Source organism: uncultured Anaerofustis sp. (assembly GCF_938029165.1).
Lineage (GTDB): Bacteria > Bacillota > Clostridia > Eubacteriales > Anaerofustaceae > Anaerofustis.
The window spans coordinates 49,632-70,824 of the sequence record NZ_CALHFB010000039.1; the positions used below are offsets into that span (position 1 = coordinate 49,632).

At 31.6% G+C, this 21,193-nt stretch carries 21 protein-coding genes and 1 riboswitch; of the genes, 5 read left to right on the forward strand and 16 right to left on the reverse strand.

Features of this window, described 5'->3' with window-relative positions:
* The first annotated feature begins 7 nt into the window (after positions 1-7).
* Both Q0516_RS04920 and Q0516_RS04925 read left to right on the forward strand, forming a co-directional pair.
* A complete protein-coding gene (locus Q0516_RS04920) occupies positions 8-493 on the forward strand; it encodes a prolyl-tRNA synthetase associated domain-containing protein (RefSeq protein WP_294463771.1) in 486 nt (161 codons plus the stop codon).
* Positions 494-504: 11 nt separating this feature from the next.
* Entirely contained in the window at positions 505-1,269 is a 765-nt protein-coding gene (locus Q0516_RS04925; RefSeq protein WP_294463773.1) for an EFR1 family ferrodoxin, read from the forward strand.
* 34 nt (positions 1,270-1,303) lie between these two features.
* Here the strand turns inward: Q0516_RS04925 and Q0516_RS04930 are convergent, their stop codons facing one another.
* Positions 1,304-1,684, reverse strand: a complete 381-nt coding sequence (locus tag Q0516_RS04930; protein ID WP_294463775.1) for a helix-turn-helix transcriptional regulator — start codon at positions 1,682-1,684, stop codon at positions 1,304-1,306.
* 117 nt (positions 1,685-1,801) lie between these two features.
* The gene (locus Q0516_RS04935; RefSeq protein WP_257480818.1) at positions 1,802-2,152 is read right to left on the reverse strand and encodes a hypothetical protein; all 351 of its coding nucleotides are present in this window, start codon (positions 2,150-2,152) and stop codon (positions 1,802-1,804) included.
* A 190-nt stretch (positions 2,153-2,342) separates the two neighbouring features.
* Between Q0516_RS04935 and deoC the strand changes: the two genes are divergently transcribed.
* The gene (gene deoC, locus Q0516_RS04940) at positions 2,343-3,035 is read left to right on the forward strand and encodes a deoxyribose-phosphate aldolase (protein ID WP_257480819.1); all 693 of its coding nucleotides are present in this window, start codon (positions 2,343-2,345) and stop codon (positions 3,033-3,035) included.
* Positions 3,036-3,076: 41 nt separating this feature from the next.
* Here deoC and Q0516_RS04945 read toward each other — a convergent pair whose 3' ends face one another.
* Complete coding sequence (locus Q0516_RS04945) at positions 3,077-3,565, reverse strand: putative immunity protein (RefSeq protein ID WP_294463778.1); 489 nt, start codon at positions 3,563-3,565, stop codon at positions 3,077-3,079.
* A gap of 417 nt (positions 3,566-3,982) precedes the next feature.
* On the reverse strand, positions 3,983-5,326 hold the full coding sequence (gene gdhA, locus Q0516_RS04950; protein WP_294463780.1) for an NADP-specific glutamate dehydrogenase: 1,344 nt from the start codon (positions 5,324-5,326) through the stop codon (positions 3,983-3,985).
* Between the two features lie 290 nt (positions 5,327-5,616).
* On the opposite strand from gdhA, the gene Q0516_RS04955 reads away from it, so the two are divergent.
* Entirely contained in the window at positions 5,617-6,033 is a 417-nt protein-coding gene (locus tag Q0516_RS04955; RefSeq protein ID WP_294463782.1) for a PaaI family thioesterase, read from the forward strand.
* 84 nt (positions 6,034-6,117) lie between these two features.
* On the opposite strand, the gene Q0516_RS04960 is transcribed toward Q0516_RS04955, so the two are convergent.
* The 5 genes from Q0516_RS04960 to Q0516_RS04980 form a co-directional block, all read right to left on the reverse strand.
* Complete coding sequence (locus tag Q0516_RS04960) at positions 6,118-7,944, reverse strand: Ig-like domain-containing protein (RefSeq protein ID WP_294463784.1); 1,827 nt, start codon at positions 7,942-7,944, stop codon at positions 6,118-6,120.
* Between the two features lie 122 nt (positions 7,945-8,066).
* Positions 8,067-8,247, reverse strand: a riboswitch (cobalamin riboswitch).
* Entirely contained in the window at positions 8,240-8,944 is a 705-nt protein-coding gene (locus tag Q0516_RS04965; protein ID WP_294463785.1) for an ECF transporter S component, read from the reverse strand. Its footprint overlaps the riboswitch before it by 8 nt.
* Positions 8,934-10,502, reverse strand: coding sequence for an ABC transporter ATP-binding protein (locus Q0516_RS04970; RefSeq protein ID WP_294463787.1), 1,569 nt, complete (start codon positions 10,500-10,502; stop codon positions 8,934-8,936). The genes Q0516_RS04965 and Q0516_RS04970 overlap by 11 nt, the downstream gene beginning before the upstream one ends.
* Positions 10,475-11,368, reverse strand: coding sequence for an energy-coupling factor transporter transmembrane component T (locus tag Q0516_RS04975; protein ID WP_294463788.1), 894 nt, complete (start codon positions 11,366-11,368; stop codon positions 10,475-10,477). The genes Q0516_RS04970 and Q0516_RS04975 overlap by 28 nt, the downstream gene beginning before the upstream one ends.
* A gap of 8 nt (positions 11,369-11,376) precedes the next feature.
* Positions 11,377-12,537, reverse strand: coding sequence for a DUF4430 domain-containing protein (locus tag Q0516_RS04980; protein WP_294463790.1), 1,161 nt, complete (start codon positions 12,535-12,537; stop codon positions 11,377-11,379).
* 163 nt (positions 12,538-12,700) lie between these two features.
* On the opposite strand from Q0516_RS04980, the gene Q0516_RS04985 reads away from it, so the two are divergent.
* Positions 12,701-13,615, forward strand: coding sequence for a ketopantoate reductase family protein (locus Q0516_RS04985; protein WP_294463794.1), 915 nt, complete (start codon positions 12,701-12,703; stop codon positions 13,613-13,615).
* 657 nt (positions 13,616-14,272) lie between these two features.
* Here the strand turns inward: Q0516_RS04985 and rpmB are convergent.
* The 7 genes from rpmB to rsmB form a co-directional block, all read right to left on the reverse strand.
* On the reverse strand, positions 14,273-14,461 hold the full coding sequence (gene rpmB, locus Q0516_RS04990; protein WP_117532399.1) for a 50S ribosomal protein L28: 189 nt from the start codon (positions 14,459-14,461) through the stop codon (positions 14,273-14,275).
* A 117-nt stretch (positions 14,462-14,578) separates the two neighbouring features.
* Complete coding sequence (locus tag Q0516_RS04995) at positions 14,579-15,211, reverse strand: thiamine diphosphokinase (RefSeq protein ID WP_294463799.1); 633 nt, start codon at positions 15,209-15,211, stop codon at positions 14,579-14,581.
* The gene (rsgA, locus tag Q0516_RS05000; protein ID WP_294463801.1) at positions 15,211-16,089 is read right to left on the reverse strand and encodes a ribosome small subunit-dependent GTPase A; all 879 of its coding nucleotides are present in this window, start codon (positions 16,087-16,089) and stop codon (positions 15,211-15,213) included. The genes Q0516_RS04995 and rsgA overlap by 1 nt, the downstream gene beginning before the upstream one ends.
* Before the next feature lies 1 nt (position 16,090).
* Positions 16,091-18,037: a Stk1 family PASTA domain-containing Ser/Thr kinase gene (pknB, locus tag Q0516_RS05005; RefSeq protein WP_294463803.1), complete on the reverse strand. Its 1,947-nt coding sequence runs from the start codon at positions 18,035-18,037 to the stop codon at positions 16,091-16,093.
* A complete protein-coding gene (locus tag Q0516_RS05010; protein WP_007049520.1) occupies positions 18,037-18,768 on the reverse strand; it encodes a Stp1/IreP family PP2C-type Ser/Thr phosphatase in 732 nt (243 codons plus the stop codon). Before Q0516_RS05010 ends, pknB begins: the two co-directional genes overlap by 1 nt.
* Positions 18,769-18,770: 2 nt before the next feature.
* Positions 18,771-19,799, reverse strand: coding sequence for a 23S rRNA (adenine(2503)-C(2))-methyltransferase RlmN (rlmN, locus tag Q0516_RS05015; RefSeq protein ID WP_294463811.1), 1,029 nt, complete (start codon positions 19,797-19,799; stop codon positions 18,771-18,773).
* 28 nt (positions 19,800-19,827) lie between these two features.
* The gene (gene rsmB, locus Q0516_RS05020; protein ID WP_294463814.1) at positions 19,828-21,180 is read right to left on the reverse strand and encodes a 16S rRNA (cytosine(967)-C(5))-methyltransferase RsmB; all 1,353 of its coding nucleotides are present in this window, start codon (positions 21,178-21,180) and stop codon (positions 19,828-19,830) included.
* Positions 21,181-21,193 lie beyond the last annotated feature (13 nt).

Genomic DNA, 21,193 nt, shown 5'->3' on the forward strand with positions numbered 1-21,193 from the left:
AATAAAAATGAATAAACAGGAAACATACGAATACCTCAATAAATTAAATATAGATTATGAAGCAGTGGAACATGAAAAAGTATATACGATCAATGAAATTGATAATCTTAATATACCGGGAAAAGAAAAAATAGCTAAAAATTTATTTTTAAGAGACGATAAAAAGTTAAATTATTACCTTGTCACATTGCCCGGACATAAAAAAGCCGATTTGAAGAGTTTAAGAAAAGAAATCGGGAGCAGAAGACTAAGCTTTGCAAACGATAAAGATGTTGAAAATATATTAGGAGTGTCGGCAGGAAGTGTGACTCCGATTGCGGTAATAAACGACAAAGAAAATAAAGTGATTTCAGTATTTGACAAAGAACTTAAAAATAAAATAATAGGAATTCACCCAATGGAAAATTCAGCTACAGTATTTATTTCTTTTGATGATTTAATAAAGTCAATAAAAGATCATCAAAACAGAATTATTATAAGTGAAATAAGATAAGGGAAACAAATATGATAGGGATTTATTTCAGCGGAACCGGAAATACAAAATATTGCATTGATAAATTTATAAACAATATTGATAATAATTCAGATATTATATCTATAGAAAGCAAAGATATAAAAGAAAAGTTACTAAAAAATAAAGATATAGTATTTGCTTATCCAATATATTATAGCAATCTTCCCAAAATAGTCAGAGAATTTATCATAATTAATAAGGGATTATTTAATAACAAGAATGTATTTATTGTTGCAACAATGGGACTATTCAGCGGAGACGGTGCGGGATGTTCTGCCAAATTGCTTAAAAGATATGGTGCGAACATTATAGGAGGACTTCATGTAAAAATGCCGGATTGTATTGCAGATGTTAAGGCATTAAAAAGAAGTGAAGAAAAAAATAAAAAAATAATATTAAAAGCAGAAAATAAAATTATCAGTTCAGCTCAAAGATTTAAAAACAATAATACAACAAAAGAAGGGCTGAATGTATTTTATCATATAGCAGGGTTATTAGGACAGAGACTTTGGTTTTATAATAAAACTAAGGAATATTCATCGAAGCTTAAAGTGGATAATAACAAATGCATAAAATGTAAAAAATGTATTTCTTTATGCCCAATTAACAATTTAGAAATTATAGGCAACAAAATAATTACAAAAAACAAATGTACCATGTGCTACAGATGTATAACTAATTGTCCTGCCAAAGCCATAACACTTCTGGGTAAAAAAGTTATCGAACAAAATAAAATAGATAATTACATAGATTAAAAGAAGGTTTTCTCCTTCTTTTTTATGTATAGTTTTATTTATTTTTTATTTGAATAATAACATAACCTATAATATACCCGATTATTCCAAGACCTAACCCCCATGCTCCCATATTATTTACTCCAAAATCTGGGAATAAAAATCCCAAGACTAACCCTACTCCTACACCTGCACCCGCAATCTTAAAACAAAAACCTTCTTCTGTAGTTTCGATATCTTCTTCATCCCTGATAAGAGAATCAATAGTGACATCAAATATCGAGGCAATCATCTTTAAATTATCCAAATCGGGCATACCGTTTGCATTCTCCCATTTTGCAATGGCTGAACGCGATACATTTAAAAGTTCTGCTAAATTCTCCTGTAACATTTCATTACTTATTCTTAATTTCTTTAACTTTTCTGCAAATTTCATAACAAACCTCCTTAAAACATTATAACAAATTATTTTAAATACTGATGTTACTGCTCGTATCTATATAGTTACTTACAATAAAAAAATATTACTTGAAGTTTAATCAAGTAATATTTTCTAATTTGTATCTATATCTTTATTTTTATTTTCGTCTTCAATATAAAGAATTTTACCGTCCTCTATCCCCGCAATATCTCTTCCTTCAATTATATGTTCCAATTTTATTTCTTCTTTAATATTTATATCCAGTATCGGCAAATCAAATATGCTATCTACTTTATATTTTCTTCTTACAATATAGAAAAACAATTGACCTATAAAGAAACAGGCAAGTGCATAAAAAATTATCAAAAATAATAAAAATAGATGAGTCCCATTAAAAATCACCCTTTTAAGAGCATAGAATAAAGATATGAATACTAAAGCTGATTCAAATGAAAAACATATCCCGAGTATTAAGCTTATCATTATACCCTCCTTATTATGTAAAATACATTATATCACATAATTCGACAATATCAAATTTTTTCAAAAACTTAAACATCACCACCTTAATATATTTTTTCATGAATTTTTAAAAAATACTTTACAAAAAGGTAATTACCTGTTATTATAAAACCATAAAAGATAATGATGTTTATTCATCGGAGGTTAAATAATGAAAAAAGAAGTAGATTTAAAGAAAATTAGCAGAATGATTGATGTCAGTACGGTAAGAACTGATATCGTAATGGATGAAGTTGAAGAAATGATCGATACAGTCATTAAGTACAATTGTATTTGTGCATCACCAATGCCTTGGGTAACCAAGTATACTATCGACAGATTAAAAGATTATCCGGATATAGTAACGACAGGTGTCGTAAGTTTTCCAAGCGGTGCTGCAACAACAGCAAATAAGATAATAGAAGCTAAAGAAAATATTGCTATGGGCTGTGAAGAACTTGACATGGTAAGTAATGTCAGTGCACTTAAATCAGGTAAATACGATTATTTCGTTGATGATATCAAAGCAGTAGTAGAAGCAGCAGACGGAGTACCTGTAAAATCAATTATTGAAATTTGCTATCTTACAGATGATGAAATCAAAAAGGCAAGTGAATTATGTGTAAAAGCCGGTGTTACATACGTTAAAACAGGTACGGGATGGGGACCAAAACCAACAACAGTGGAAACTATCAAACTTATAAAAGAAACTATCGGTGACGATGCGTTAATTAAGGCTGCAGGCGGAGTAAGAGATTTAGATACTCTTATTGCTATGGCAGAAATCGGATGTAACAGATTTGGTCTTGGAGTAAGATCAGCGGGAACAATTTTAGAAGAAGCAAAAAAAAGAGTTAACGGTTAAATTATTAGATTAGATTATTAAAAGACACTACGTTTTCTTCCTCAATCGTAGTGTCCTATTTTATTTTTGATATTTTTTAATTTATTAATCTGCCAAATTCTTTTTTCTTTTACTTGATTTAATTCATTTGGATAAAGCAAATTGATTACCTTTATAGCATAATCACTTGCTACCATTGCATGTTCTCTCATATGTTCTCTCATATGTCCGCTCCCAACAGCTTGCCCGGCTACTCTGAAGGCAGTACTTTTTATACTATCACTCTCATTCCTCGCCAGTTCATGAACTTTAAAACCAGCCAATCTTACATCATACATCCTAGCCTCACCTATCTGCCAATCCTCATTAACTTTAAAACCATTCAATACTACATTATTATTTTTATAATCAACTTTAATAGTATAAAAAATATGTTTAGCTAAACTGATAGACCACTTTGCTAGATCTACTTGATAAGAACTTTCATAAATTTTATCCAATTCATTTCTTAATTCATCTACGTCATTAATTTTAATTTTAACCTTGCTCATTTTCTCTTGCACCTTTATACTTTATCTATAATATAACATAATTAACAAATAAAATATATAAACTTAAATTACCGTTTAGCAACCTAAAAGTTATTTTAAAGATATCCAGAACTGTACATTTATTTATAAGTTTTAGAATCCTAATACAAAATATATACATAAACAATTTAAAACTGAATATAATATTTACAATATCGTTTTACTTTCATAAATAAAAAACAGCATTTTTTAATGCTGCTTTTATAATTAAAGTTTCTATTAAATATTCGGGCTGGGAAAGCTTCTTTTTCACAAAATTTGGAGAGAATTTTGTAGAAAATTAAGAAGCGTAATGCTCCGCGCAGTGGAAGCATTTACATCCAGTTTTTGTTACTTTAAAGAAAAACTAGCGGGTTATAAATCAAAGCCCTAAATGTATTAATAAACCCCTTGTGCAATCATAGCCTCTACGACTTTTTCAAATCCGGCAATATTTGCACCTGCAACCAAATCATATCCAAGTCCGTACTTTTCACTTGCATTTTTACTGTTTTCATGAATATTCTTCATGATTTCTTTAAGTTTAGCATCAACTTCTTCAGCTGTCCAAGAATATCTCATAGAGTTTTGAGCCATTTCAAGTGCAGATGTAGCAACACCACCTGCATTTGCAGCTTTTGCAGGTCCCAAAACAACTTCGTTTTCTTTGAAGTATTCCATAGCTTCAGGTGTTGTAGGCATATTAGCCCCTTCAACCACCAATTTGATACCATTTTCTTTTAATTTCTTAGCTTCTTCAATTCCTATTTCATTTTGTGTAGCACAAGGAATAGCTATATCACCTTTAAGTCCCCATGGTTTTTCTTTTGCGTGGAACTCGGCACCGAATTTTTCTGCGTAATCTTTTAATTTCACATCATTTCTTTCTCTGATTTGAAGTAAGAAATCAATTTTTTCATCTGTATTGATACCGTCTTTATCGTAAATATATCCGTCTCTGCCTGAAATAGAAACAACTTTAGCTCCCATTTCTTTCGCTTTAATACACACACCCCAAGCAACGTTTCCGTATCCGCTTAAAACGATAGTCTTACCTTTAAAACTGTCACCCAATACTTTTAATACTTCTGAAGCGTAATACATTACACCAAAACCTGTTGCCTCAGGTCTTATTAAACTACCGCCGTAAGGAAGTCCCTTTCCTGTTAGTACTCCGTTTTCAAAAGCACCTCTTATTCTTCTGTACTGTCCGTAGAGGTAACCGATTTCTCTTCCGCCTACACCTATATCTCCTGCAGGAACGTCAACATCAGGACCTATATGACGATATAATTCACTCATAAAGCTTTGACAAAATCTCATGATTTCCGCGTCTGATTTTCCCTGTGGATCAAAATCTGAACCGCCTTTACCGCCGCCGATTGGAAGCGTTGTAAGTGAATTTTTAAATACTTGTTCAAATCCCAAGAATTTAACTACACTTAGATTTACGCTTGGATGAAATCTAAGTCCGCCCTTGTATGGTCCTATAGCACCATTGAACTGTACTCTAAAACCTCTGTTCACTTGTACTTTACCTTTATCATCAACCCAAGGAACTTTAAACATTATAGCTCTTTCAGGTTCTGTTAATCTTTCTAAAATCCCCATATCTTCATATTCGGGATGTGCCTCGATTACAGGCCTTAAGCTTTCCAAAACTTCCATTACAGCCTGATTAAACTCAGGTTCGTTGGGATTTTTAGCCTTAACCTCTTCAAGTACTTTATTAATATAATCCATTTTTTATCCTCCTATAACAACAAATATTTAATTTTGACCGAGACGAAGAAAAAAACATAAAATATCTAACTAGTATTTTCATAAAGCTAAACACTTTATGTTTTCTGTCGTCTCTTAATTTGAAATTTCTGAAATTTCAAAACTTTTACATATTATAATACAATTTTTTTACATATACAAGGAAAATTTCTTACTTACATAAAAAAAATTTACAATACTTTTCATATTGATTTAAGCTATCAAATAATCCATTTTTATGATATATTAAAAATCATAAGGAAGTGAATAATATGAACTATGAAAAAATTATAAAATTTCTCAATGAAAATGATAAGTTTTCATTAAACAACAATATTAAAATAACAAAAATTTCAGAGGGAAAATCAGAGGCAGCAGTAAAAATCAATGATAATAACCGTAACTTTATGGGGTATCCTCACGGAGGGATCTTATATTCAATGCTAGATGTCCTTGCGGGGACTTCTGTGCTTTCTTTCGGATATGTATGTGTGACGGTAAATATAAATGCTAACTTTATAAATAAAACAAAGGATAAAATACTTTACGGATACGGTGAAGTCGTAAAAAAAGGACACAATATATTCGTATGCAGATGTTCAATAGAAGATGAAAATAAAAATATAATATGTACGGGACTTGCTACGATGCACCCTCTAAAATATAAAATAGAAGATTATATAAAATAAAGCCGCATAATAATGCGGCTTTTATAATTATATATCTATCATGCTCGCTAAGGGAAATAAGCATAAAATAATATAGATATAAAATTATTTAACTTTACCTGATTTTACTGTTTTAGAAAAATTACTCTTATTTGAGCTGTCTTTTACTGCTCTTACTTTATAATAATATTTCTTATTCTTCTTGACTTTTTTATCTACGTATTTATTCTTTTTGACCGTAGCTATTTTCTTATATTTCTTGCCTGATTTTTTATATATCTCATATTTCTTTGCGTATTTAACTTTTTTAAAAGTAACAGTTACTTTCTTCTTACCGGATTTTGCCTTTACTTTTGTAGGAATTCCAACTTTAACGGCTGCTTTAACTGCTTTTGAGTACCCGCTGTAGTATCCTCCGTTATAGGCTCTTACTTTATAATAATAATTCTTGCCGGAAGTTACTTTCTCATCGGTAAAAGAAGTCTTTGTGGTCGTAGCATATTTAACATAACTCTTGCCGTTATATTTATAAATAACATACTTGGTAGCTCCGCTTACTTTACTGTAAGCAACTTTTGCATATTTATGTCCGCCTGACGCTTTTACGGTTTTTGGAGAAATAACAACAGTTACAGTAAGTTTTGCACTAACATTGCTACCGTCTGCACTAGAAACAGTAATAGTCGTCTTACCGTTATTTTTGGCTGTAACAGTACCCGTACTATTCACGGTAGCTATAGAATTATTACTTGATTTAAATGTAAATTCATTAATTGCACCATTTGGTAATAAAGAAGATATACCTATTTTATAGGTAGCTCCTGCTTTAGTAAAATAAACACTGCTTTTATTAAGTGTTAACTTAGTGGTCATAGGAGGGTATGTAATATCTTTATCATTATTAAAATCATAAATCCCATTTATACCCTGCTGATGTCTTAAATAACCGGCTAATGCGTATGTAGCCTGAGGTGTAGAGAAATCTAAATCAACACTTCCATAATATTTAAATCCACCGCTTTTTTCATCATAAAGTGATAATAAACCATCAATTAAAGTTTTTGTTCCAATTTTATAATTATTTACATCTTTATCCAAAGCTACAACTGCTAAAAGAGCCTGTGCAGTCGTACTCGCATTGTCAGTTCCAAAAGTAGCGATAACTCCGGATTTACCTTGATTTTTATTTATTGAGACTAATGATTTATTTACAAATTCTTTAGCCTCATTTTTAGTACCATAATAAGGTGCTAAAGCCTGAATTGCCATATATGTAGTATCTAAATCAACATATTCAATGGTTTGTCCGTTGTCTTCATAAGAACCTACAAATTCTCCGTTTTCATTTACTTTTTGTGAAACTATATAATTAATAATATCATCTTTTGTTATTGAACAGCTTTCGGGAATCAAATAATCTTTACAGTCCAAAGCAAGTAATGCATATATAGCATTTGATGTGTTAGATAGCACATTATCCTTGCTTTCCAACATTTTTTCAATCAAATTTGTACTATTAAAATCTGTAACATCTTTACCCATGGAAGACAATACTAATATAGCTCTTGCATAGTCACTGGGATATTTAAGCACACTCATATCAGAAAAACTATCGACATATTTCTTATTCCAATCATTCAATCCTGATAGGTTTATAATTGATCGATTAACAGCAAATACCTGCCAGTCTTTGCCATTTTGACTTCCGGTCGTTGGGTTACTTATATTTTTTAACATAAACTCAGATGATTTTTTAACTGCATTTAATATTTTTGTTTGAGTACTTGGTGTTTTAATCGTTACAGAAGATGTATTTTTAACACTGCTAGTACTTTTCGCATTTAAAGTTCCCGCAAAAGCAGGACTTGCTATACCAAACACCATCATCAGCGAAAGTAAAACCGCTAAAATTTTCGTTTTAAAACTTTTCATTTAATTTCCTCTCTCCTTTTAATGTTTTTTAACAATAAAAATAAGCCTTGATAAGGCTTAGAGTAGCTAAATATAACAGCTATTTATTATATAGCTAATTACCTTACTCTATCCTTGTGTAGAGTTTATAGGTCTTATTAAATAGGTCTCCTGACTTAAGCTTCATCATAAATATCGTCTTCCCGCTTACACAGTGACATTTTGATATTTACTCTTCTAATACAGTAGCACAGACTGTGCAGGAATCTAACCTGCTTCCCTTTCATTTAATAAGTATATAAACTTTAAGTTATTTTTATTCCAGTTCTATCATACCATACTTTTCCTTGATTCGACTAATTTTTTCTAAAAAAGGTTTATTTAAAAACCATAAAAAAACTGTTGTTGAAAGAGCATGTACAAAATCAAAGGGTATGGACAGTAAATAAATTGATTTGATATTATCCCATGTTATCCCGCTTGTAAACATAACAAGAGAATGAAAATTGACTATCCCTCCGTAAACTATCATTACAAGCAAGAAACCTATAAGGCAAACGAATATCCTATTATGTTTCTTTTTTAATATTACCCCGGATAATACCCCGATCATTCCAAAAGCAAACATCTGCCACATAGTCCATGAGCCCTGACCAAAGAAAAAATTTGAAACAAATGCTGATATAGCACCAATAAAAAATCCCGCTTGCCCTCCGAGAGTCATCCCTGAAATTATCACTATGGCTGAAGTTGCTTTAATTTCGGGAGCGAAAAAGAATAATACTCTACCGAGCACAGCTATAGCCGACATTGCAGAAATCAAGACTATCTCTCTTGTTCTTATTTTCTTTTTTTCAAATATCATTATAAAAGGTATAAATGATAATATCAAAATCAAAAAACTTGGTATCAAATAATTTTTTTCGCCGTAACTTTTAACGGATACATATAATACCAAAGGTACTCCGATAAGAATAGATATGATCATTACTAAATTTGCTTTCTTAAGTTTATTCATCATATACATTTACCTCATCGAGAAGTATGGCATTATCCAGTCTTTCTTTTGTGATCCTATTTATATCTGTGGTATAAAAATAGTTTTCACCCAAAAGTGTCCTGCTTTCTTTGAATGAAACTATATCCCCGTCAAACATTATCGTACTCAAAGGTATATATTTTGATATAAACTCTATATCATGACTGACAACTATTATAGTCACTCCGTTATCATTCAATCTTTTTAATAACTTACCTATTTTATCTTTATAAATAACATCCATTCCTTTGGTAGGCTCGTCCAAAATCAATATATCGGGATTGGTAAGAAGAACTTTTATAAGCGCCATTATTTCTATTTCTCCTCCCGATACATCATAAGGGTGAGAATCAAGCAAATGTTCCCCGCCAATCTCACTTACCAAAGAAATATAATCTTCACTAATATCTTCAAGGTCTTTTCTGATAGTATTCTTAATAAAAAGGCTCACCGGATTTTGAGGAAGCACTGCGATTTTTCCGGTTGAAACTACTTTTCCTCTGTAAGGCTTTTTAACTTTTCCCAGTATATTTAACAAAGTGCTCTTCCCCGCACCGTTTGGTCCTATTACAGAAATAAAATCCCCCTTATATACTTTCAAAGACATATCTTTTATTACATCAGGACTATTCTTATCGTATCTAAACCATATATGCCTTAAATCGATTACTATTTCTTTATTTCTTATTAAACTTTTCTTTTCTATTCCTTTAAAATTCTTTTTAGAATTATCAATGAGTTTTTTTGCATCTTTAACAGTCAATACATCACTCATACCAAAAATTTTATTCCCGAGCTTTACGGGAGAAGGCAAAAAATCATAATACTCTACATTTTCATTTATTATATTTTTTACCATATCAAGACAGGTTCCCTCAAACTTTATCTTACCGCTGTCAAGCAAAATGCATTTATCTGCTTTATCGAGAATACCGCTCAGAGAATGCTCTGTTATTATGATAGTAGTCCCGAACTCTTCGTTTATTTTAGTAAGAAGAGTTATAAATTCATTCCTCATTACAGGATCCAGCTGTGATGTAGGTTCGTCAAGAAGAAGGATCTCCGGAAATGAAAGCATGCTGCATGCAAGGTTCAGCTTTTGTTTTTCTCCCCCCGACAGTGAAGATGTATCTCTGTTCATCCACTGAGACATAGAAAAGAAACTTGACATCTCCGCTATCCTGCTTCTCATAGTCACTTTATCATATCCCAAATTCTCCAAGGTAAAAGCCAACTCATGCCATACCTTATCGGTTATTATCTGTGCCTCTACATTTTGAGATACATAGCCTATCTTTTCACATCTTTCCCTTATATTTAAATCATTTATATCTTTACCTTTATATAAAATCTCACCTTTTTTTTCTCCGTAAGGAGCAAGACTTACGCTTAAATGCTTAAGCAATGTAGACTTCCCGCTCCCGGATTTACCAAAAAGAAGTACAAAATCACCCTTATTTATTTCAAAGGAAATATCTTTTAGAACTTCTTTTGAATTGGGATATGAAAATGTTAAATTTTTTGCTTCAATAAATTCCAAACTATTTCCTCCTTGATTTCTATCAGTAATGGTATGAACGCAAATATTAAGTAAGATATAAAGTATATGATATTACTTCCTCCAATTGATGTAAAAGAAAAATCAGAAAAGAATATAATATGAAAAGCATTATTATATATTCCCATAATGAGAATAACAATTATAATCATCATAAAAATAAGCAGTACTTTATCCACGTTTGTGAACTTTTCATTTTTATAGCTGCTTTTGCCCTTTAGTTCATATCCTCTGGCAACCATTGTATTGGCACTGTCGATACCGTCCTCAAGGGCAAAAGTAATAAGTGCGGAAATAATATTTACACCATGTCTTATCCTATCGAAAATATTTCCGTCATCAAGACCTTCTCCTATACATTTCTGAGAAGCTTTTATCTTATTAAATTCTTCTTTATATCTTGGAATAAAACGAAGTGTCATCGAGAACATCAAAGAAAGTTTAGGAATAGTTCCTTTGAATAAATATACGATTTTATCTCCGGTCATGATTTTATTAAAGGAAGAAAAAATAAGAAACATATCTATAATCATAAAACCGGCAAAAAATCCATAATAAATTGCCTCTTTTGTTATCATCTTATTGTTTATATAAAATAATATAGTACTCCCCTGATGATTTATCAAAGGGTTCAATATTATTATAAATATCAAAAGCGGGAGCAAAACTCCCGCACTGAATTTCAGACTTTTTGCTCCTCCTAAATAAAGGCTGTAGGAAAATGAAGAAATGAATGATATAAATAATACGGCAGGGTGCATAAAAAACATAGTCATACCCATAACCACTATAAAATATAGCATATTTACAAAAGCACTATGATTATAAAACATAGTATTTTCTCTCATATCTGCACCTACTTAACATCAAATTCCCAGTGGATATTATCTCCGTCATTCAATACATATCTGGAACATCCAAAGTTCGGTCTGCTTCCGTTCACATAATAAAGCCACCCCGAAGATTTCCCGCAATCAAATTCATAAAGGTTATTGATACCTCTTACATAAGCCGAAGAATACTCTGTGTAACCGTCTGCGTCAAAAGGTATACCGCTGTTACGCATTTCTCTTTCCAAGACATCATATACATTCTCACCGTCATAAAAAGTAACCTTTCTCGGACCGTAAATATATCCGTTCTTTGGAACATTTTTTTCTTTTCCCTCTTTTAATTTATCTTTATTATCAAGGATATCCCTACATTCAACAGTTAAAGTACAGCTAAGAGTAGTTTTCTTATCTACTTTTTGTTCATCCAAATTTATCGGAGAACCCTTGCTCTTTTTTATCTTACTCTTAGAAACTTTTTTCTTTTTATCACTTGAAGATTTATTTACTTTTTTTGAAGAAGATTTTTTGGCTGTCTTTTTACTCTCTTCTTTTTTATCTTTTGTATCTTTTTCTATTTTCTCTTTTTCTTTTTTATTTTCTGCTTTTAATGATACCGCTTTTTTCTTTACTGATGTTAGAGTTTTACTGTTTACTCCGTTCGCCAAAATATAGATATTGTCGGTTTTCGTTACATCAAATGTAATATCATTATCATTGCTTACCGTATCTTTTACATATGATACTTTGCCGTTTTTAAGTTCAAATAAATAAGCATTCCCCTTTGTATTTACCTCTTTAAAAGTAAGTCTGGGCGAACCGTTCAAATTTATATCTTTATTGTATGTAAAAACGGTAATATTAGATGTCCCAAGAGTTTTAACTATATTTTTCTTATATTTAGTATAAGGTTTGATTTCAAGGTTAGTCTTCTTTGTATCTGTAATTTTACCCTTATCATAAGTCCAGGTATAATTCAAATCATCGTTATTACCGTTTATAATAAGAGCTTTACTGTCAGTTTTCGCCTCTGTCAAAACTTTGACCATGTCAGGATTATCTTTTAAGTCATATTTCAAAGTAGCCCCTGAAATATCCATAGTACATAATTTAAACACAATAAAAAATAATATTGCCGCTATCGGAATTATAAAAGCTAAATTCTTTTTTAAGTTACTTTTTTTCATCTTGTCCCCTAAATTTCTAAATATATTACCTTAAAATTTCTATTCATTTATTATACTTTATCATTTCTTCATTGTAAAGATTATAATTAACACTAAAGCATAACCAAATAAATTACTTTTGTGTTAAAATATTAAAATAATGAAACCTTAAAGGAGATTTATTATGAATATAAAAAATGTATTTATTTCTGGAGCAGGTGCTCTGGGACTTATGTATGCTTCTTATCTATCAAAAGGAATGGGAAAAGAAAATGTATACTTAATAGCAGATGAAAACAGAGTAGAAAAATATAAAAGTTTAAAATTTTATGTAAATGATGATAAACATGAGTTTAATTTTATTTCGGATAAAAATACTTCTTTAAAAGCAGATTTGATAATACTCTCAGTTAAATTTACTGGGATTCATGAGGCTTTAAAAAGTTTAAAGAATATATTAAAGGACGACACTGTTTTTATTTCCGTGATGAACGGGATAGAAAGTGAAAATGTAATAAAAGAATACTATGGAGATAAACATCTTCTATACTGCGAAGTTCACGGAATGGACACGGTTAAGGAAGGAAATAAAATATACTTATCAAAGCCGGGAGTAGTTTGCTTTGGAAGCAAAGATAATAAGATAACAGAAGATGTAAAAAGTGTAGAGGAAGTATTAAAAAAATCAAATCTTCCATATGAAATACCAACTGACATAATGCATAAAATGTGGAGTAAGCTCATGCTCAACGATGCAGTCAATCAAGTCTGTGCGGTATTCGAGACCGGCTACGGAGGTATCCAAAAAGAAGGAAAAGCAAAAGATATGGTAATGGAAACAATGAGAGAAGTATCGAAAGTCGCTAAAGCGGAAGGGATAATACTTACGGAAGATGAAATAAACGACTGGATGGATTTGATGGATACCCTAAATCCCGAAAACATGCCCTCACTGCGACAGGATACAAAAGCGAAAAGAAAAACCGAGGTAGAGCTTTTTGCGGGAACGATCAGAAAACTTGGGAAAAAACATGATATACCAACACCATTTAACGATTATTTATATGATAAAATAAGAGAAATAGAGAATAATTATTGATATATTTTATTATAAAATCAGTTAAATAAAAAAAGAACATAATAAATTTAATATTTTATGTTCTTTTTTTGTTCTCATTTATATAATCACAAAACGGATGATCTTTTTCATAAATACCTTAAAACTTTAATTGTATAAATAATATAAACATAAAAAAGTAAATAATTACTGAATTAAGTTTTATACCATTATATTAAATATTATTTAATTGAAGCTATTATAAGCAAAAATATTAATTTGACTTAAAGAATAGTTTATACAGCTTATTAAATCAATTTATATATAAGATATATATTATGATATTCTAAGTCTTAATTTTAATTCTTATAATCTAGTAAACATTTATATTGCATTTCTATTTGTAAAACAAAGTCACACTTTTTCGAAATTTTAATACTATATAGTATAAATAATAAGGAGGGAAAGAAAGAACATGAACTGTAAGAATGATAGAATGATCATAGATTGTTTACTAGCTGCTATAATATTTGTTCTACTTGTATTAGTCTTTCCTAAATGGGTTTGGTATGCCTTAGTTATTGCCGGAGTTGTTTACTGCTTTTTCAATATATTTAGGGAAACTTTCACACATAATAAATGGTAATAAAAAAAGATAGTTTATAACTATCTTTTTTTATTTATAATAAATTAATTCTACTAAGCTTTTTCAACTTTACCAGAACGTAAACATCTAGTACAAACTTGTACATTTTTTGCAGTATTATTTTCAACGATTCTAACCTTTTTCAAGTTAGGTTTCCAAGTTCTTTTTGTGTGAATATTTGAATGACTAACTTGATGACCGCTAGTTATTTTCTTTCCACATACATAACATTCTTTAGGCATTTCGATTCCTCCTATATCTAAAACATTATTTCTTACTTCTTCACAGTACACATTATTATAGCAAAGTTTTATATCAAATGCAAACTTATTTACATATTTTTTAAAAAATTTACCTATTTATTTATCCTTTGCTATGACAGAAAGAACATTCCCACCGGTGAACAATACCTCGGCTCTCTCTTTTTCAACTTTATTGCTTATGGCAATAGGGTCATATTTATTTAATCTATATTCATTTAAAGGATAATGAAACCCTTTTAAAGTAATAATAACATCATCATCCATAGCAAAAAAGGATGTAGTCGAACCTATCATATTTTCAAAAATAAAGCTTTCACAGTGAAGTTCTATCTCGTTTTGCTCATTTATTAATTTACACTTTATGTTATTATCCAATGCTCTTTTTAAAATAAGAACATTTCCTAGAGTATGGTCAAACCTTGAACCTACCGAAGCATAGATCCTAATTTCATCAGCATCATTCTTAACTGCATAATCCAAAGCTACCGCAGTATCTGTATCGTCTTTTTCCACTTTTAATTTAAGTATCTTGTCTTTATATACTTCTTTTAAATCATCACTGATACTATCGAGGTCACCAATCAATAAATCGGCTTTGATACCTATTTTATTTAAATGATCGGCACCTCTGTCTACAGCTATTATAAAATCAGGGGCATAGTCTTCTATTTCACTTTTTAAAAATTTATAATCCTCTACTTCAGCTCCGCTTATAAGTAAATACTTCATCAATACTTATTTTCCTTTGATTTGATTTCTTCGTATATTTGTTTATATGTATCATATCTTAATTTGCTTATCTTACCTTCTTTTATAGCATCTTTAACACCGCATACAGGCTCATTTATATGCACACAGTTTGGAAATTTACAGTTTATATAGGGTATAAATTCATTATAATAATGATACAAATCCTCTTTTTCAACATCAAAAACTTCCAAAGATGAAAATCCAGGAGTATCTGCAATAAAAGTGTTTTCATCCTCCATAAACAGTTCACTGTGTCTTGTCGTATGTCTGCCTCTTTTGATTTTTCTGCTTACATGAGAAGTTTCTAAATCATATCCTTCAAAAAGAGAATTAATAAGTGAAGATTTTCCCGCACCTGATACGCCCATAAACACACTGCTTTTATCTTTTAGTAAAGACCTGACTTCAGATATACCCTCTCCGGTAACATTGCTTGTAAAAATCAAATTGAAACCGGAATTTTTATATTCTTCCTTTAAATAATCTTTTAAAGCCTCATCTGCCAAATCGCATTTATTAAAACATATAGTCAAATCGACATTTTTTATACTGGCATTGATTATCATCTTATCCAATAAAAAAAAGCTTATATCAGGTTCCCTAACTGCACAGACAATAATTATATTATCCACATTCGATATACTCGGTCTGATTAAAAGGCTCTTTCTTTCAATTATCTCTTCTATACTTCCCTCATCGGTATTTACCGCAGTAAATAAAACCTCATCACCGACAGTGGGAGTTATCTTTTGTTTTCTGAAAATACCTCTTGCTTTAAGAGTATATTCCTTTTTATCTTCATAAGAGTAGACAGTATAAAAACTGCCTACTCCCTTTAATATTTTTCCCTTTAACATATTAGAAAGTAACTATTCCTCCATTACCTTTTTCGGAACCGTCGATATAAACCTTATAGTAACCTACTCCGTAGCCTTCAAAGGTTACATTTACTATATCCGTATCCTTGACTCTTCCGCTGTATGCGGTAGAAGTCCCACCGTCAGGGTCGACATATACTATTTCCACTTTGACCCTTTTTCCGGTACTGTTGGAATAATCACCTATATCTATAGACATACTTTTCTTTTGAAGCTTACCTTTACTTACGGTCAAATCTACGCTTGAACCGACTGTCACTTCTTCATATTGTTCAGGTGATGAACTTATAACGACATCTTTTGAATATCTGCTGCTTGTTTCATATGATATTTCACCAACACTGAGACCAAGCTTTTTGATCCTAGCTTTTGCGTCACTTAGAGACATCCCCGTCAAACTTTCCATTGTAACCTTATTTTCGCCTTTGCTTACATAAATCGTTACAGTATTTCCTTGTTTGACTTCTTCTCCGGCACTTGGTTCTTGTTTAAAGACTTCGCCTTTTTTAACGTCATCTCTGTATTCGCTGACAACTTTTACCACAAGCTCTGTATTGGTAATTTTACTTTCCGCTTCTTCCTGCTGTGCTCCTACTACATCAGGAACTTTAACATCCGCAGGACCGCTTGAAACGACTATTTCCACTTTTTGATAAGTCTTTATTTTTATTCCCTGTTTCGGAGACTGGGAAATGATTTTTCCTTCCTCTACATCAACAGAATTTTTCATCTTGGGACTTGCCGCTTTCAAACCGACCTTTGCAAGTTCGGCTTCAGCCTGCTGCTGCGTCATATTTGTTATATTGGGAACAGTAACTTCTTTTGCGAATATTCTGGTACCCGCAAATACTCCCCCCGATACAAGCATGACTGCCAGGATAATAGCTAAGATTTTCATCTTTAAAGGTAAATTTTTAAATCCCTTTTTCTTACCTTTATCCTTCTTTTTCTTCTTCTTATCTTTTTCTCTTAATTCGTCGAAATTATCGTTATTTTCCAAAGGGACTCTCTTTGGCACCTGTTCAATTTCTTCGTCCCTGATGATAGGGATTTTTTCTGTCGGAGAAGTATCTTCCGCACCTATCCTGTTGATATGTGCATTAAAATCAGCCCTTACCTTTTTTAAGTCCTCGATAAGCTCCAATGTATCCTGATATCTGTCATTTGGAGACTTCGCAGTCAGATTTTGAATAATGACTTCAAGACCTTTAGGTGCATTAGGATCTATTTCCCTTAAAGGTACAATATCTTCTTGTATCTGCATCAATGCGACAGCAACCGGAGAATCGGAGTCGAAAGGAAGTTTTCCCGTAACCATTTCGTACAGAAGAATACCGAGAGAATATAAATCAGACCTCGCATCGAGATATCCGCCTCTCGCCTGCTCAGGTGATAAGTAATGAACGCTTCCCATAGTTTCGTCTACCATTGTCATAGTGGATGATGTAATGGCTCTGGCAATGCCGAAGTCCGCTACTTTGGGAAGTCTTTTTGCTCTTGTAAGTAAAATATTCTGAGGCTTGACGTCTCTGTGTATTATATTGTTTTTATGTGCCTGACCTAGTGCTGAAGCAATAGCCAAGGCATAATTTATACTTTCTCTGTAACTTAATTTACCTTTTGCATTTATATAATCTTTAAGCGTACCGCCGTCGACATATTCCATTACGATATAATATATATCATGGTCATTTCCGGTATCATAAATATTTACGATATGAGGATGAGACAGTTTTCCGGCAGCCTGAGCTTCTCTTTTAAATTTATTTAGAAACTGTTCATTGTCGTTAAATTCTTCCTGAAGGATTTTTATGGCAACATCTCTGTTTAAAACTTTATCAAATCCCAAATAAACCTTTGCCATACCGCCTTGACCGACAAACTGAACAACTTCGTACCTGTCGTTTAAAACTCTTCCGATCATCATTATTCTATTCCTCCGTCGAACAATACTACTGTTACATTATCTGTACCGCCGTTTTCATTGGCTTTATCTATAAGTAAATGTTTAGCTTCATCTAAATCATTGTTATTTACTATTTCCATTATTTCTTCGTTTGTAACGTGTTCGCTTAGTCCGTCCGAACATATAAGAACTATATCCCCTTTTTCAAGTTCGAGGTCATAAGTATCAATAAAAAATTCTTCCTGTGTACCGAGAGCATTCGTGATTATATTTCTATTTGGATGATGTTCGGCTTCTTCTTTTGTTATTTCTCCGCTTGCGACCATATGAGATACCAAAGAATGATCTACGGTTATCTGCTTGATTTCTTCTTTATTTATTTTATAACATCTTGAATCACCTATATGAACCACATAACCTATACCGTCATGATATATACATAAAGTAAGAGTCGTACCCATCCCCTGTGCTTCTTCATTTTCATTCGCGAAATCAAGGATCCTCTTATTGGCATACTCTATGATACCTTTTACCTCATTTTTCATATCCTGGTATTCTTTATTGGATATATTAAAATATTCCCTTAGTATATCCATACAAAGGGCACTTGCTAGTTCTCCGGCATTATGACCTCCAAGTCCGTCCGCAACACCGAAAGCAATTATGTTTTTTTCTTTATTCTCAAGCATTAAGAAACTATCCTGGTTGATATCTCTAACCATACCAACATCACTGGTTCCAACTAATTTCATATTTATACCTCTTCGTTTAAATATCTGCTTTTTAATTGTCCGCAGGCTGCATTTATACTGCTGCCGAGTCTGCGTCTTATTGTAACATTTATTCCCTTATTTCTAAGTTTATCCACAAAAGCATGTATATATTTATCATTTACTCTTTTTTTAGAGCTGTCGTTTACTCCTATGACATTTATAAGAGAATCAGTCCCCTTAAATAAGTCATAAAGTTTATCTATACATTCTATTGTATCATTTTTCCCCTCTATTAAGCAATATTCATACGTAATTCTTCTGCCTGTCTTACTGCGATAATAAAAAGTCGCATCCAAAACTTCTTCTATATGATTAGCCCTTTCTATCGGCATCATACTTTCCCGCATTTCATGGAAAGGAGCATGTAACGATAACGCTAAATTTATATCAAGACCGCTGTCTGCCAGAGAATATATCTTATCCTTTATACCGCAGGTAGAAAGAGTTATGCTTCTTTTAGACATGTTCAGTGTATTTTCATCAGTTACTAACTTCAAAAAACCGATAACTTCGTCATAATTATCCAAAGGCTCTCCGCTTCCCATTAATACGATATTGGAAATCCTTATTCCCTCTATCTCACTCACAAGATAAATTTCATCTAAAATTTCCCCTTTTGTAAGATTTCTTATAAGTCCGCATTTACCGGATTCACAAAACACACATCCCATCCTGCATCCCGCCTGAGTTGAAACGCAAAGGGTAGCACCCGTCTCATAGTTTAAAAGAACACATTCAATCAATATATCATCTTCGGTCTTTAGAAGAAATTTTGTCGTGTTGCTCTTTTCTTCTTTAAATTCTTTTTCAAGTTTTAAATGACTTATATAGAACTCTTTCTTTAATTTTTCTCTTAAGTCTAAAGAAAGATTTGTCATTTCATCTATACTGCTTACATAAGAATTATATAACCATTTAAAGATCTGTGTACTTCTGAATTTTGGTTGTTTATATTTTTCGACTATTATTTTTTCTATTTCTTCTAAATTCAATCCGAATAAGTTAGTCATACGACCTCCGTATAATTATATAATACCTTTAAATTTTAGTCAATTTTGCTATGAAAAAGCTGTCGATATTGTTTTTATCTCCGCTTATATTAAGTATACCCTCACCGGCTTTATCTTTATCATAATCAAAATCAAAAGGAAGTTTTATTTCACTTAACTTCATATCTTCATATTCTTTTAATACGCTATAAACTATATCTTCGTTTTCTTCTTTATTTATGGTACAAGTTGAATAAATAAGCACTCCGCCTTTTTTAAGGTACTTTATACCGTTTTCCAATATCTGACGCTGAACTTTTTTTATTTCTTCAATCTTTTCATTTGAATAAAAAATAAGTATTTCAGGTTTTCTCCTAATAACTCCAAAACCCGAACATGGAACGTCACAAATTACCCTGTCAAATTTATTCACATATTCCTCATTAAAAACCGTTCCGTCATGTTTTTTAGTCATGATATTACTTATACCAAGCTGTTTCATCCTAAAATTCATTATTTCAAGCTTCTTGGGATATATATCACAGGAAATTATATTCCCGCTGTTATTCATAAGTTCTGCGGTATGCATGCTTTTCCCGCCGGGTGCCGCACACATATCAAGAACTTTCATATCTTTAGAGACATCTAAAGTATGAGCGACAACCATTCCCGCACAGTCCTGAATAGAGAAAAAGCCTTTTTTGTATTCTTCCAGTAAAGTCACATTCAAGTGAGAAAGTATTTCTATCCCTTCGGGAACAAATGTATCTCTTACCTGAAATCCTTTTTCTTTAAATCTATTTTTAAGTTCTTCTCTGTTAGTCTTTAGATTATTTACCCTTAAGGTAACGTTTGGAGGAAGCATTGAATACTTAGCATACTCTATCAATTCTTCCTTATTATATGACAATAAGAGCTTTTCACTCAAAGCTCTTTTAAATCCGTATTCATAATACATTATATCAAAGAAATCATTGAATTCAATTTCTTTTAATTCTTTCTTCTTCCTAAGTGCATTTCTAAGAATACCATTCACAAATCCCGAAGTCTTCTTTCCGACAAACATTTTTACCAGATTTACGCTGTCGTTTACAAGAGCATACTCGGGGATTTTATCAAGGTAAATTATTTGATAGAGTCCGATATATAAGCTTATCTTAACCCTATTATCAAGTTCATTGACGGGAGTATTTGAAAGAGTAGATAAAATATATTCAAGCTTATTTATCTTCTTTATAACTCCGTGAACTATATTAGTACAAAGACGTCTGTCCGCCTCTATTTTTATTGAAGCAAGATGTTTCGTCAGAGCAATATTGCTGTAAGCACCCGTCATCAATACTGCATTCAATACTTTATAAGCACTGACTCTCGAAGGAGAGATTTTAATGTTCTTCGCCATTTAATTAGTTCCT